The sequence below is a fragment of the Pseudoduganella sp. genome (genome assembly GCF_041914865.1).
Taxonomy (GTDB): domain Bacteria; phylum Pseudomonadota; class Gammaproteobacteria; order Burkholderiales; family Burkholderiaceae_D; genus Rugamonas.
In genome coordinates this window covers 65,909-79,173 of record NZ_JAYSCO010000021.1, presented here as the reverse complement: position 1 = coordinate 79,173, position 13,265 = coordinate 65,909, and the positions used below count along the sequence as shown (strand labels likewise).

Genomic DNA, 13,265 nt, shown 5'->3' with positions numbered 1-13,265 from the left:
GTCAAAGTGCTCGCGTTGCTTTTCGATCTCCGCTGCAAATTGCTTGTGCCGATCGATGTTTTGCGCGTCAAAGTGCTCGCGTTGCTTTTCGATTTCCGCTGCGAAATACTTGCGCTGATCGTTGTTTTGCGCGTCAAAGTGCTCGCGTTGCTTTTCGATTTCCGCTGCAAAATGCTTGCCCTGCTGTTCGACTTGCGCCTCGAAGTGCTCGCGCTGGTTAAGGATCTGCTCCTGTAACTTTTGCACCTGAGCGTCGGTGTGCTTGCTCAGCTTTTCAGACTGTTCTTCGGTATGCTTGCGCAGCCCCTCAACTTGTTCGTCGGTATGTTCGCGTAGCGCTTTGACCTGTTGGTCCGAATGCATGCGGTTCTCGATGTTGCATTTGTGTAATTCGCTAAGGATGCGCTCATTGAATCCGCGCAGTTCTGCAATGGTGATGCCCTGGTTTTCCACATTGACCTCCAGCTTTGCAACCTTTTCGTCGTGAGCCATAGCAGCCTCCGTTGGTGATTGCGCCACTTTGACGCAACACTAGCGGAGGTATTTTGAGCTTGGACAGGAAAGCTGATGGAAAGTTCCGGAATTTTTTATCCCGGGCGGTGGCTGACTTCAACCAGGATGCCGCCGGGGGCTTGGCACCAGAAGCCGAGGCAGCCGTAACTGACGGCGGGCGCGGCGGGCAGGGGGAGGCCGGCGTCGGCCAGGCGCTGGTAGGCGGCATGCACGGCTGCGTCGGAGGGTTGCAGGAAGCCGATGTGGAAGGCTTTCGGGTATTCGGCCGTTTCCACTTGCTGCAGGATCAGCGCGAAGTCGTCTTCGCCGCGCAGGATGGCCATCCCGCCGGCCGGGGCGGGCATGCGCTCAAAGCCGAAGCCGCGCTGGAAGTAGCCGGCGGCGCCTTCCAGGTCTGTGACGGGCAGATCGATGTGGTTAAGCTTCATTGTTGATCTCCGGTATTAGTGGCATATTTCTATCCTATGCCAGAAATGCAGGAGAGTCCCATGCCGAAACGCCTGTTGTGCGCATTGGCGCTGCCCTTGTGCTGCGCCGCTGCGGAGCCGGATGACTGGATTGCCACCGACCGTCCCGATTTCGTGGATGCGCCTGCGGTGGTTGGCAAGGGGCGGGTACAGCTGGAGACCGGCTGGCTGCAGTCGAAGGAGGCGCGCAGCACGCCGTGGATGCTGCGGCTCGGGGTATCCGATGATGTGGAGTTGCGCCTGGAATCGGATGGCCGCCTGGTGGATCGCAGCGGGCCGGCCAAGGTGCGTGGCTGGGGCGACGCGGCGCTGAGCGCGAAGTGGCGCCTGCGCGAGGCGGATGGCGCAAGCGGGTCGCCGGCCATCGGGCTGGTCCTGCAGGCGGACTTCGCCACTGGATCGCCCGCCTTCAAGGGCAACGGCACGCGGTCGTCGCTGCGGGTGCCGCTGGAGTGGGACCTGCCGCATGACATGAACTTCGGCATCATGCCGGGCTATTACCAGGACCGGGACGAGCAGGGCCGCCATGTATCGACAGGGCAGTTCGGCATTACCCTGGCGAAGAATTTTGGCGAACGCGCCTATACCTTTGTTGAACTGGCGGCGCCGCGCATTGCGCGCGGGCGCGATGGCGGCAGCACGGCCAGTTTTGATTTCGGCGGCGGCTACTCGCTGACGCCCGACCTGCATGTGGATGTCGGCGTCATGCTCGGCCTGAACCGCCGCACGCCGGACCGCGCGCTCACCGTCGGCCTGTCGGTGCGCCTGTGAAGAAGGGCCTGCCGGGACAGGTGGTGCTGGTGCTGCAAGGGGGCGGCGCGCTGGGCGCTTACCAGCTGGGCGTCTACCAGGCCATGCACGAAGCGGGCGTGGAGCCGGACTGGGTGATCGGCACCTCGATCGGCGCGCTGAATGGCGCCATCATCGCCGGCAATCCGCCTGCGCAGCGCTTGCCGCGCCTGCGCGCGTTCTGGGAGACGATGGAGCGGCACGATGTTTTCGGCAGCCTGCCGCCAGCCTTCGCCAATGCGCTCACGCTAACGCAGGGCATTCCGGCTTTCTTCGATCCGAATCCGCTGGCGTGGTGGAATCCTGCCGCGCCTCTCGGAGTCGAGCATGCGGCGTTTTACCGCACCAATGCGCTGCGCAATACGCTGGAAGGGCTGGTGGACCTGGCCTACCTGAACGAACGCCATACGCGCCTGACGGTCGGCGCGGTCAATGCGCGTAACGGCGTGATGCGCTACTTTGACACGCGCAAGGAGGCGCTGGAACTGGCGCATGTGATCGCATCGGGCGCAATTCCGCCCGCGTTCCCGGCGGTGCGCATCGGCAGCGAGCCGTATTGGGATGGCGGCATTTACTCCAACACGCCGATCGAGGCGGTGCTGGACGACGAGCCGCGCCGCGATTCGGTGATCTTTTCCGTGCAGGTGTGGAACCCGGACGGCAGCGAGCCGCAAAGCGTGCTGGACGTGCTGGAGAAGCACAAGGAAATCCAGTACGCCAGCCGCGCCAGCCATATTGAGCAGCAGCGCAAGCTGCACCGCTTGCGGCGCGTGATCCGCGAGCTGGCGCTGAAGCTGCCGGACGATGTGCGGCAATCGCCGGAGGTGCGCGAGCTGGCGCTGTGGGGCTGCGGCACGGCGATGCATGTGGTGCTGCTCAAGGCGCCGCGCCTGAGTTGCGAGGACCACACCAAGGATATCGACTTCTCGAGCGCCGGCATCAGCCAGCGCTGGCAGGCTGGCTATGCGGACGCGCAGCGGGCGTTCCAGGCCCGGCCTTGGGCGGCGGGGGCGGATACGTTCGAGGGGATCGCCATTCATGAGCAATTTTAGCTATCGATTTCATAGGATTAATCAAATTTATTAATTGCTCGTGTCTCTTTAGAATGATTTCACCGATCACATGAAGGAGCCAAGTAATGAGCCTAGACCCTATCACCACCGCCTCCGGGATTCCCGTCGTCGATAACCAGAACTCCCTGACTGCCGGCCCGCGTGGCCCCGTCCTGCTGCAGGACTTCCACCTGATTGAAAAGCTGCAGCACTTCAACCGCGAGCGCATTCCTGAACGTGTGGTGCATGCCAAGGGCTCCGGCGCGTACGGTACCTTCACCGTCACCCACGACATCAGCAAGTACACGAAGGCCAAGCTGTTTTCGGCCATTGGCAAGAAAACCGAGACGTTTGTACGCTTCTCCACGGTCGGCGGCGAGCGAGGCAGCGCCGATACCGAACGCGATCCGCGCGGCTTTGCGGTGCGTTTCTATACCGAGGAGGGCAACTGGGACCTGGTGGGCAACAACACGCCCATGTTCTTCATCAAGGACGGCATCAAGTTCCCTGACTTCATCCACACCCAGAAGCGCGATCCGCATACCAACCTGAAGTCGCCCACCATGATGTTCGACTTCTGGAGCAAGACGCCGGAGTCGCTGCACCAGGTCACCATGCTGTTCAGCGACCGTGGCACGCCCGATGGCTACCGCCACATGGACGGTTTCGGCAGCCATACCTTCAGCCTGATTAACGCGGCGGGTGAACGCGTCTACGTAAAGTGGCACCTCAAGACCAAGCAAGGCATCCGCAACCTGAGCGCGGCCGACGCCGTGCGCCTGGCGGGCGAGGACCCGGACCATGCGCAGCGCGACCTGTTCAACGCGATTGCACGCGGCGATTTCCCGCAGTGGGAGGTGAAGCTGCAGGTGGCCACCGAGCAGCAGCTGGCGGCGTGGGAGCAGCGCACGGGCTGGAATCCGTTCGACCTGACCAAGGTCTGGCCGCATGCCGATTTCCCGCTGATCCCGGTCGGCGTGCTGGAGCTGAACCGCAACCCGGTCAACTACCACGCGGAAGTGGAGCAGGCGGCGCTGTCGCCGGCAAATGTGGTGCCGGGCATGGGCTATTCGCCGGACAAGATGCTGCAGGCACGTTTGTTCGCTTACCACGATGCGCAGCTGTACCGGGTGGGTACCAACCACCAGCAACTTCCGGTCAACGCGCCGCGCTGCCCGTTCCACCACCAGCAGCGCGATGGTGCGATGGCGGCCGGCTACGGCGGCGCGGAGCAGAACTATGCGCCGACCGAGGCGGCTGGCAGCAATCCGCAAGGCATGGGGCATGGCGAGCCGGCGCTGGCGCTGAACGGCGGGGCGGGGCGCTACGATGGGCGCGGCAAGGAGGACGATTACACCCAGGCGGGCAACCTGTTCCGCCTTCTGCCGGCGCAGGAGAAGCTTAACCTGTTCGACAATATCGCCGGGCCGCTGAGCCAGGTCAGCGAGGAGATCATCCGGCGCCAGCTGGGGCATTTCGATAAGGCGGATGCGGCGTATGGGGCCGGTGTGCGGGCGGCGTTGAAGGCGCGCGGGCGCAATATCGACTGAAACCGGGAAACCAGGGTACGGGCCAGGGACCGGACCCTGGTTTCCTGGCCTGGATGTGTACAATAGCGGTTCCGATCAACCCAAGCTTCTGAACGGGACCGCAATGACCATCAAAATCAGCCAGAATTTCGACTCTGGCGCCATCGAAGTAGTCCGCGCCGACAATGCCGCGAACATCGAACTGAATCTCCGCAAGGACAACGCCGCCGACATCCACCAGTGGTTCCATTTCCGCCTGCAGGGCGCGCGTGGCGAAGCGGTGACGATGAAGTTCCTGAATGCAGGCGAGGCTACCTACGCCAAAGGCTTCGAAGACTACAACGCTGTCGCCAGCTACGATGGCGAGAACTGGTTCCGCGTCCCGACTTCCTTCGATGGCCAGGTGATGACCATCAAGCACACGCCGCACAACGACAGCGTGTATTACGCCTATTTCGAGCCGTATTCGTGGGAGCGCCACCTGCGCCTGCTGGGCGAAGTGGCCGAGAACCCGATCGCGCGCGTGCTCGACATCGGCTCCTCGGTCGAAGGGCGCGACATGAACCTGGTCGTGATCGGCGAGCCGGAAGCCGAGAAGAAAATCTGGTTCATCGCGCGCCAGCACCCGGGCGAATCGATGGCTGAATGGTTCATCGAAGGCCTGATCGATTCCCTGCTGGACGACGCCAACCCGATTTCGCGCAAGCTGCTGCAGCGCTGCTGCTTCTACATTGTGCCGAACATGAACCCGGACGGTTCGATCCGCGGCAACCTGCGCACCAACGCGGCAGGCGCCAACCTGAACCGCGAGTGGATGACCCCGACCCTGGAGCGCTCGCCGGAAGTGCTGTGCGTGAAAGAGAAGATCCACGAAGTCGGCGTCGACATGTTCTTCGACATCCATGGCGACGAGGCGCTGCCTTACAACTTCGTGGCCGGCAACGAGATGCTGGAGAACTTCACGCCGGAGCAGATGGCGCGGCAGAAGAACTTCATCGACCGCTACAAGAATGCGTCGCCGGACTTCCAGGATGCGGTCGGCTATGCGCCTTCCAAGTACAAGGAAGACATGCTGACCCTGGCTTCCAAGTACATCGGCCACCACTTCCAGGTGCTGTCGCTGACCCTGGAAATGCCGTTCAAGGACAATGCCGACCTGCCGGTGCCGACCGTCGGCTGGAACGGCGCGCGCAGCGCGGCGCTGGGCGCGGCGATCCTGCAGCCTATCCTGCTGTCGCTGGACGAGTAATCCAGATGGGCGTCGAGATCGAACGCAAGTTCCGGGTGGCGGGGGAGGGCTGGCGCGCGCAAGGCGAGCCGGTGCTGCTGCGCCAGGGCTACCTGTCCTCGTATGCCGAGCGCACGGTGCGCGTGCGCATCGAGGGCGAACGGGCGGTTTTGACGATCAAGAGCAAGAATGTCGGCGCGGCGCGCGGCGAGTGGGAGTATGAGATTCCCGTCGCCGAAGCCGCCGAGCTGCTGGACGGCTTGTGCGAGCGGCCGCTGATCGAGAAGTACCGCCGCCGCATCCCGTACGGCGGCTTTGTGTGGGAGGTGGACGAGTTCCTCGGCGAGAATGCCGGCCTGGTCGTCGCCGAGATCGAGCTGCCGGCGGAAGACACGGTTTTCGCGAAGCCGGACTGGGCGGGCGAGGAAGTCACCCACGATTTGCGCTACCTTAACTCACGCCTGATTAAGCAGCCATACAGCACTTGGAAGTGAGCGGCGCCCGGCGTATGCTGGATGCATGGATATCGAAAAAGATTTCCTTGAGTTCAAAGCGCGCGTCGAGGCCATCTTGCCGACATTGGCAACCAGAGCGGACGTCGAGGCGATGCGGGCCGATGTTACACGCTGGATGCTGGCGACCGTGATTGGGCTGTTTATCGGCTTTTCCGGCTTGATTATGGCACTCACGCGCGTACCAGCCGCGCCGCCGGCCACGCCGGCCACGACTGCTGCGCAATGCCAGGCATGTGCGCCACCACAGCCGGTGGCCCAGCCCCAGGAAAAAAGCCCGCGTTGACCGCGGGCTTTTTGTTTTAGTGGAAGTGCTCGGTGCCGGTGGCGGCGTCTTCCGGCATTTCGGCGTGCACCAGTTCGCCGGACGGGTCTGCGAACAGCGGGGCGCCGCAGTCGTCGCAGTATTCGGCGACATATTTTTCACCCAGCTTTTTCACCTGCGTGACGCCGGCGGCGTTCAGGTGCTCGACGATTTCCTCGACCGGGGTGCGTGGCTTGAGCAGTTCTGCCATGCTGCCGGACAGGCCTTCGGCCGGCGTGCCGTCTTCGTCCTCCTGGCCGTACAGCGGCCACACCACGCCGTACATCACGTCGCTGTCGGAACGGCGGGTGAAGGCGATGCGGTATTCGTCTACCTGGCCATCCGGCGCGGATTCGTCGCCGAAGCCGGCGATCACGGCGCGCAGGTCGGAACCGTCGCAGGCCAGCGAATGGGTCAGGTAGTGCACCGCGGCGCGGATCGAGACCGGACGGATCAGCTTGTCGGCTTCGCGGCAGGCGGTGTAATAGGCTTCCGGCAGCAGCAGCTCGATGCCGCAGCCCGGCAGCAGGCGTGCCACGGTCGGCGTGGCCTGCGTGGTCCAGGCGGCCAGCGCGTCGCGCCGCGCCTCGGCCTGCGCGCCGTGGTGGGCCGGCATCTGCCAGCGGAACAGCGGGCCGTTGTGCGGCGCCACCACGGCCACCATCAGGTAGCGCGTATCGGCCAGGAAGGGCGCCGTTTCAGCCTGTTTGGCTTCGGACTTGATGGCCTGGCCTTTCAGCGCGGCCTGCGCCAGCTTGTGCACCTTCGAATAGGCTTCGGCGTGGGTGCGCGGCAGCTGGTCGATCGAGTACAGGGTGGACGACATCGCCATATGCGTGCCATCGGCCAGCAGGTGGGCGGAGAAGTGTGCCGACAGGGTGTTCAGGATGTCGGCCGGGATCTGGCCCGAGGCGATCGAGAAACGGGTCCAGGCCAGCACCGGGGCGGCCACCAGCAGGATATCGTACTCGCGCGACTCGCCGTCGACTTCGACCACGATGGTGTCGGATTCGCTCACCGCCTCCACGCTATCCATCAGGATGTCGTAGGCAGGCAGGTCCACGCTGAACAGGGAGTTCAGGGCGGCATCGACCGTATCCTGGTGTCCGGTACGCAGCAGTTTGTGCAGCTGGACATCCAGCGCCCGTTCCCAGTTACGCTCTTCAATGCGGCTGGCGGCCTGGCCCAGGGCTTGGGCGAGGGAGATAAGGCGCTGGCTGTCGGCAGATAATTTATGGGTTGAATCTTTGGATGGGCGACGCATAGCGCTTTTCTTAGTCAAAAAGGAAACTTGTTACGCCTATTGTAGTGGATTCGGAAAGGATTGGCGGTGCAATAAGAAAATGGGGACGTACCCCATTTTTCGAGCAATAAAAAACGCCACCCGAGGGTGGCGTTTTTGTTGCTCAAAAAATGGGGTACGTCCCCATTTTTTTTACGCGGCCAGCAGCTGGCGCAGGACGAATGGCAGGATGCCGCCGTGCTTGTAGTAGTCGACTTCGATCGGGGTGTCGATACGCAGCAGGACCTGCACTTCCTTCTTCGAGCCGTCGGCGCGGTGGATCACCAGGGTGGCTTGCTGTTGCGGCTTGATCTCGCCTTCCAGGCCCTTCAGGTCGTACACTTCCTTGCCGGTGATGCCCAGCGATTCGACGGAGTCGTTGCCGATGAATTGCAGCGGCAGCACGCCCATGCCCACCAGGTTGGAGCGGTGGATACGCTCGAAGGAGCGGCAGATCACGGCTTTCACGCCCAGCAGCTGGGTGCCCTTGGCTGCCCAGTCGCGGGAGGAGCCGGTGCCGTATTCTTCGCCGCCGAAGATCATGGTCGGGGTGCCTTCGGCGATGTACTTCATCGCTGCGTCGTAGATCGACAGCTGTTGGCCCGATGGCTGGTGGATGGTGATGCCACCTTCCACTGCGGAACCGTCGGCCTTCGGCGGGATCATCTTGTTCTTGATACGCACGTTGGCGAAGGTGCCGCGCATCATGATCTCGTGGTTGCCGCGGCGCGAGCCGTAGGAGTTGAAGTCCGCCTTCAGCACGCCGTTGTCCTTCAGCCACTTGCCGGCTGGGCCGTCTTCCTTGATCGAGCCTGCTGGCGAGATGTGGTCGGTGGTGATGGAGTCGCCGAACACGCCCAGTGCGCGCGCGCCCTTGATGCCGGCTTCCGCGGCTTTCGGGGTCATCTCGAAGCCGTCGAAGAATGGAGGCTCTGCGATGTAGGTCGAGTCAGGCCAGTTGTACACTTGGCCTTCGGTCGAGGATACGGCTTCCCACAGCTTGCCTGGGTTGCCCTTGACGTCGGCGTAGTTGGACTTGAAGACCTTGGAGTTCATCGCGAACTTCATCAGGGCGTTGATCTCTTTCGAGGTCGGCCAGATGTCGCCCAGGTACACGTCCTTGCCATCCTTGCCCTGGCCGACCGGTTCGGTCATCAGGTCGCGGGTCACGTTGCCGGCGATCGCGTAAGCGACGACCAGCGGTGGCGAGGCCAGGAAGTTGGAGCGGATGTTCGGGTGGATACGCGCTTCAAAGTTACGGTTGCCGGACAGCACCGCAGCAGCAACGATGTCGTTGCCGGTGATGGTGGCGTTCAGTTCCGGGGTCAGGTCGCCGGCGTTGCCGATGCAGGTGGTGCAGCCGTACGCGGTGACGCCGAAGCCCAGCTTTTCCAGGTATGGCAGCAGGCCGGCGGCGGTCAGGTACTCGGTGACCACGCGCGAGCCAGGGGCCAGCGAGGTCTTGATGTGCGGAGCGACGGTCAGGCCGGCTTCCACTGCCTTCTTGGCCAGCAGGCCGGCAGCCAGCAGCACGCTCGGGTTCGAGGTGTTGGTGCAGGAGGTGATGGCGGCGATCAGCACGTCGCCGTTCTTCACGTTCACGCCGTTGCTGGTGGTGTAGGTCTTGGTCAGGTCTTCAGACTTCTTGTTGAAGCCGTTCTCGGTGGTTGGCTTGGAGAACAGGTCGGTGAAGGTGGACTTGACGTTGCCGATTTCGATACGGTCTTGCGGACGCTTAGGACCGGCCAGCGACGGTGCAACGGTGGACAGGTCCAGGTGCAGTTCGCGGGTGTAGTCGATGTCGCCTTTCTTCGGCACGCCGTACATGCCTTGCGCCTTGAAGTAGGACTGGAAGGCGGCGATTTCGTCCTTGGTGCGGCCGGTGCCTTCGAAGTATTCGACGGTGGCGTCGTCCACTGGGAAGAAGCCCATGGTCGCGCCGTATTCCGGGGCCATGTTGGCGATGGTGGCGCGGTCGGTCACGGACAGGGACTCGGTGCCTTCGCCGAAGAATTCGACGAACTTGCCCACGACTTTCTCTTTACGCAGCATTTCGGTGATGGTCAGCACCAGGTCGGTCGCGGTGCAGCCTTCGCGCAGCACGCCGGTCAGGTTGACGCCGATCACGTCCGGGGTCAGGAAGTACACTGGCTGGCCCAGCATGCCGGCTTCCGCCTCGATGCCGCCCACGCCCCAGCCCACTACGCCGATACCGTTGATCATGGTGGTGTGGGAGTCGGTGCCCACCAGCGAGTCAGGGTAGTACACGCCGTTGGCGTTGTGCACGCCGCGCGCCAGGTATTCCAGGTTCACCTGGTGCACGATGCCGAAGCCTGGTGGCACCACGCCGAAGGTGTCGAAGGCTTGCATGCCCCACTTCATGAACTGGTAGCGCTCGTTGTTGCGCGAGAATTCCAGCTTCATGTTCAGGTCCAGGGCCTTAGGCTCGCGGAAGTGGTCGATGGTGACCGAGTGGTCGACCACCAGGTCCACTGGGACCAGAGGTTCGATCTTCTTCGGGTTCACGCCCATTTTGGAGGCGACGTTGCGCATGGCGGCCAGGTCGGCCAGCAGCGGCACGCCGGTGAAGTCCTGCAGCACAACACGGGCTACGACGAACGGGATTTCGTCGGTACGGGCTGCGGTGGCGCCCCAGTTAGCCAGCTGCTTGACGTGCTCTTCGGTCACTTTCTTGCCGTCGCAGTTACGCAGTACGGATTCCAGTACGACGCGGATCGATACCGGCAGGCGGGAAATTTTGGCGCCCAGTTCCTTCTCCAGGGCTGGCAGGGAGTAGAACTTACCCTTCTTGCCCCCGATAGGGAAATCCTTAAGCGTATTCAGTGTGTTGCGGGACATGTCCTCTCCTTGTAATTAAAGTCCGAGCGCTTGTTCAGATGTTTTGCATTCGTTTGCCAGTTGGCGGTTCACCTTGGAATCCAGCAGCATGCCTTTGGCGGGAATGCCGATCCAGATCAGGCCTGCCAGCTTGTTCTCGAAGCGTTGCGCACCGGTGGTGGTGGCTTCGCGGGTCAGGCGGTGCAGGCGGTTCTTCCAGCGCAGCGCGATGCTGTTGCTATCGTCGGCATGGCTGTAAATGGTGATCTTGTTGCCCAGTTCGCAGGCGTAGTCGGTGGCCTTGTGCTCGGCCACGTTCGGCTCGCCCTCGGCGCCGGCAGCGGCGGCTGCACCAGCACCTGCCGCGGCGGCGCCGGCGGCTTTGGCTTTCTTCGAGACGGGCTTCTTGGCAGGGGCTTTGGCGGCGGCCTTGGCGGGCGCGGTGGCGGCGGTTTCTGCGGCGGAGGCAAGCGGTGCGGCGATGGCTGCGATGCAGGCCAGGGCGCAGGCGGTGAACAGTTTGTTAAGCGACATCATTGGGCTCCTTTGGCTTCGCCCGCCCCGAGCAGGGCGGCAACGGTGTCTGGCAGCGGCAGGCCTGCGAGCTTGGCACGCTGCAAAACCGTCCAATAATAGCGATAGCTGGCGCGGTCGTGCAAGCGCCCGTGCTGGCTGATAGGGCCCCACTGTACCTTCTCCGCCTCATGCAGGATGGCGGCGGCCTCGTTGACCTCGGAAACCCGCGGCGTAAACGCCTTGATGACAGGCTTGATCTGGTTCGGGTGGATGCTCCACATGCGGGTGTAGCCGAATTCCGCGGCCGCGCGCTGGGCGTCGGTGGCTACCACGGCGGAATCCTTGATTTCGGTCGTCACGTTATGCGACGGCACCTTGCCGTGCGCATGGCAGGCGGCGGCGATTTCCAGCTTGGCGCGCACCACCAGCGGGTGGGTGAACTGGCCCGGCGTGCGCATGGCGCTGCCCGGCACGGCGCCGTAGTGGGCCGAGACGAAGTCCATGATGCCGAAGGACAGGCATTCCACCTGGGGCAGGGCGGCGATGGCGTGCACGTCGCGCAGGGCGCCGTGGGTCTCGATCAGCACGTGCACCGGGACCGGCGTGGTGCGGCCGGACTTGGCGGCGTGCTGGTTGACCAGCGCGATGGCGCGCTCGACCTCCTGCACGCTCTCCGGCTTGGGTACCACGATGTAGGCCAGCTTGTGGCCTGCCTCGGTGCAGATGATCTCCACGTCGCGCTCAAAGAACGGGCTGTTCACATCGTGCACGCGGGCACCGATGCGGTTGAACTGGTTGGCCTCGTCCAGCAGCAGCAGGGCGACCAGCTTGGCGTGCGATTCCTCGTTGCCGGCGGCGGCGCCGTCCTCGCAATCGAAGGTGATGTCGAACAGCGGTCCAAGCTCTTGTTGCAGGGCCATGGATTTGCGCATCAGCTTCTCATTGCCGGCGTAGTGGTCGCAGCAAGGGAGAAGGAGCGGCTGGCGTGTGCCCTGGAATAAAACCTCGGATGGATGCATTGTTGCGGTAGAAGAAACAACAGCCGCGCTGCCATCGGCAGCGCGGCGGGTACGGCGGATCGGTGGTTTAACCGGTTCCACTGTTTAAAGGACGATTATGGCAGCAGGTGCTTCACGCCTTCACGCTCTTCGGTCAGTTCCTTCAGCGTGATGTTGATGCGCTCTTGCGAGAAAGCGTCGATTTCCAGGCCCTGGACGATTTTGTATTCGCCGTTTTCGCAGGTTACTGGGTAGCCGAACATGGTGCCTTCAGGGATGCCGTAGGAACCGTCGGATGGGATGCCCATGGTGGTCCACTTGCCGTTGGTGCCCAGCACCCAGTCACGCACGTGGTCGATCGCAGCGTTGGCTGCGGAAGCTGCGGACGACAGGCCGCGCGCTTCGATGATCGCTGCGCCGCGCTTGCCCACGGTTGGCAGGAAGGTGTTGGCGTTCCACTCGTGGTCGTTGATCATGTCTTTTACGGACTGGCCATCGATGGTGGCGAAGCGGTAGTCAGCGTACATGGTTGGGGAGTGGTTGCCCCATACGCACAGCTTTTCGATGTCCTTGACTGCCTTGCCGGTCTTGGCGGCGATCTGCGACAGGGCGCGGTTGTGGTCCAGGCGCAGCATGGCGGTGAAGTTCTTCGCTGGCAGGGAAGGAGCGGACTTCATGGCGATGTAGGCGTTGGTGTTGGCCGGGTTGCCCACCACCAGCACTTTCACGTTGCGGGAAGCGACGGCGTCCAGCGCCTTGCCCTGCACGGTGAAGATCTGTGCGTTGGCTTCCAGCAGGTCCTTACGCTCCATGCCTGGGCCGCGTGGACGCGCGCCAACCAGCAGGGCCACGTCGGCGTCCTTGAAGGCGGTCATCGGGTCGGAGTGGGCGGTCATGCCAGCCAGCAGCGGGAATGCGCAGTCGTCGATCTCCATCATCACGCCTTTCAGCGCTTTCTGGGCCTTCTCGTCAGGGATTTCCAGCAGTTGCAGGATGACCGGCTGGTCTTTGCCCAGCATGTCGCCGTTGGCGATACGGAACAGCAGGGAATAGCCGATCTGGCCGGCGGCGCCGGTAACGGCAACACGCATTGGGGTTTTAGCCATGGTGAATCTCCAAGTGGATAGAAAACGGTGTAAGCTCGTAATGATACGACAATTCGCGTCGGGACAGACCAGCTTCGACGGCGAGTTTAGGCTTCCGTTGGCTGCATGTCAATCCTATCTTATGTCTTATA

The 13,265-nt window shown here is 62.9% G+C and carries 13 protein-coding genes; 6 read left to right on the top strand and 7 right to left on the bottom strand.

All coding sequences use genetic code 11. The features are described from left to right. Positions 1-492, bottom strand: a 492-nt coding sequence (locus ACE3TQ_RS12400; RefSeq protein WP_374582514.1) for a hypothetical protein, incomplete at its 3' end; no start/stop codon positions are given. A 95-nt stretch (positions 493-587) separates the two neighbouring features. Then, complete coding sequence (locus tag ACE3TQ_RS12395; RefSeq protein ID WP_374582513.1) at positions 588-941, bottom strand: VOC family protein; 354 nt, start codon at positions 939-941, stop codon at positions 588-590. A gap of 60 nt (positions 942-1,001) precedes the next feature. Between ACE3TQ_RS12395 and ACE3TQ_RS12390 the strand changes: the two genes are divergently transcribed. The 6 genes from ACE3TQ_RS12390 to ACE3TQ_RS12365 all read left to right on the top strand — a co-directional run bounded on the left by ACE3TQ_RS12390 (position 1,002) and on the right by ACE3TQ_RS12365 (position 6,376). Next, on the top strand, positions 1,002-1,751 hold the full coding sequence (locus ACE3TQ_RS12390) for a transporter (protein ID WP_374582512.1): 750 nt from the start codon (positions 1,002-1,004) through the stop codon (positions 1,749-1,751). Further along, positions 1,748-2,821 (top strand): patatin-like phospholipase family protein, encoded by a 1,074-nt coding sequence (locus ACE3TQ_RS12385; protein WP_374582511.1) that lies wholly within the window; start codon positions 1,748-1,750, stop codon positions 2,819-2,821. Before ACE3TQ_RS12390 ends, ACE3TQ_RS12385 begins: the two co-directional genes overlap by 4 nt. Positions 2,822-2,907: 86 nt before the next feature. Beyond that, the gene (locus ACE3TQ_RS12380) at positions 2,908-4,371 is read left to right on the top strand and encodes a catalase (RefSeq protein WP_374582510.1); all 1,464 of its coding nucleotides are present in this window, start codon (positions 2,908-2,910) and stop codon (positions 4,369-4,371) included. 103 nt (positions 4,372-4,474) lie between these two features. Next, on the top strand, positions 4,475-5,599 hold the full coding sequence (locus tag ACE3TQ_RS12375; protein ID WP_374582509.1) for a M14-type cytosolic carboxypeptidase: 1,125 nt from the start codon (positions 4,475-4,477) through the stop codon (positions 5,597-5,599). 5 nt (positions 5,600-5,604) lie between these two features. Then, positions 5,605-6,072 (top strand): CYTH domain-containing protein, encoded by a 468-nt coding sequence (locus ACE3TQ_RS12370; protein WP_374582508.1) that lies wholly within the window; start codon positions 5,605-5,607, stop codon positions 6,070-6,072. A gap of 25 nt (positions 6,073-6,097) precedes the next feature. Next, positions 6,098-6,376, top strand: a complete 279-nt coding sequence (locus tag ACE3TQ_RS12365) for a hypothetical protein (RefSeq protein WP_374582507.1) — start codon at positions 6,098-6,100, stop codon at positions 6,374-6,376. 16 nt (positions 6,377-6,392) lie between these two features. Here ACE3TQ_RS12365 and ACE3TQ_RS12360 read toward each other — a convergent pair whose 3' ends face one another. The 5 genes from ACE3TQ_RS12360 to ACE3TQ_RS12340 all read right to left on the bottom strand — a co-directional run bounded on the left by ACE3TQ_RS12360 (position 6,393) and on the right by ACE3TQ_RS12340 (position 13,134). Beyond that, entirely contained in the window at positions 6,393-7,658 is a 1,266-nt protein-coding gene (locus ACE3TQ_RS12360; RefSeq protein WP_374582506.1) for a DUF2863 family protein, read from the bottom strand. 171 nt (positions 7,659-7,829) lie between these two features. Further along, positions 7,830-10,535, bottom strand: coding sequence for an aconitate hydratase AcnA (gene acnA, locus ACE3TQ_RS12355; RefSeq protein ID WP_374582505.1), 2,706 nt, complete (start codon positions 10,533-10,535; stop codon positions 7,830-7,832). Positions 10,536-10,550: 15 nt separating this feature from the next. Beyond that, positions 10,551-11,051 (bottom strand): hypothetical protein, encoded by a 501-nt coding sequence (locus ACE3TQ_RS12350; RefSeq protein WP_374582504.1) that lies wholly within the window; start codon positions 11,049-11,051, stop codon positions 10,551-10,553. Next, positions 11,048-12,049, bottom strand: coding sequence for a CoA ester lyase (locus ACE3TQ_RS12345; RefSeq protein WP_374582503.1), 1,002 nt, complete (start codon positions 12,047-12,049; stop codon positions 11,048-11,050). Before ACE3TQ_RS12345 ends, ACE3TQ_RS12350 begins: the two co-directional genes overlap by 4 nt. A gap of 95 nt (positions 12,050-12,144) precedes the next feature. Then, on the bottom strand, positions 12,145-13,134 hold the full coding sequence (locus ACE3TQ_RS12340; protein WP_374582502.1) for a malate dehydrogenase: 990 nt from the start codon (positions 13,132-13,134) through the stop codon (positions 12,145-12,147). Positions 13,135-13,265: the final 131 nt, after the last annotated feature.

Bases quoted from the DNA above. Each gene is read 5' to 3' on its own strand.
- ACE3TQ_RS12395 (WP_374582513.1), bottom strand. From the start codon at position 941: ATGAAGCTTAACCACATCGATCTGCCCGTCACAGACCTGGAAGGCGCC.
- ACE3TQ_RS12390 (WP_374582512.1), top strand. From the start codon at position 1,002: ATGCCGAAACGCCTGTTGTGCGCATTGGCGCTGCCCTTGTGCTGCGCC.
- ACE3TQ_RS12380 (WP_374582510.1), top strand. From the start codon at position 2,908: ATGAGCCTAGACCCTATCACCACCGCCTCCGGGATTCCCGTCGTCGAT.
- ACE3TQ_RS12375 (WP_374582509.1), top strand. From the start codon at position 4,475: ATGACCATCAAAATCAGCCAGAATTTCGACTCTGGCGCCATCGAAGTA.
- ACE3TQ_RS12370 (WP_374582508.1), top strand. From the start codon at position 5,605: ATGGGCGTCGAGATCGAACGCAAGTTCCGGGTGGCGGGGGAGGGCTGG.
- ACE3TQ_RS12365 (WP_374582507.1), top strand. From the start codon at position 6,098: ATGGATATCGAAAAAGATTTCCTTGAGTTCAAAGCGCGCGTCGAGGCC.
- ACE3TQ_RS12360 (WP_374582506.1), bottom strand. From the start codon at position 7,658: ATGCGTCGCCCATCCAAAGATTCAACCCATAAATTATCTGCCGACAGC.
- acnA (WP_374582505.1), bottom strand. From the start codon at position 10,535: ATGTCCCGCAACACACTGAATACGCTTAAGGATTTCCCTATCGGGGGC.
- ACE3TQ_RS12350 (WP_374582504.1), bottom strand. From the start codon at position 11,051: ATGATGTCGCTTAACAAACTGTTCACCGCCTGCGCCCTGGCCTGCATC.
- ACE3TQ_RS12345 (WP_374582503.1), bottom strand. From the start codon at position 12,049: ATGCATCCATCCGAGGTTTTATTCCAGGGCACACGCCAGCCGCTCCTT.
- ACE3TQ_RS12340 (WP_374582502.1), bottom strand. From the start codon at position 13,134: ATGGCTAAAACCCCAATGCGTGTTGCCGTTACCGGCGCCGCCGGCCAG.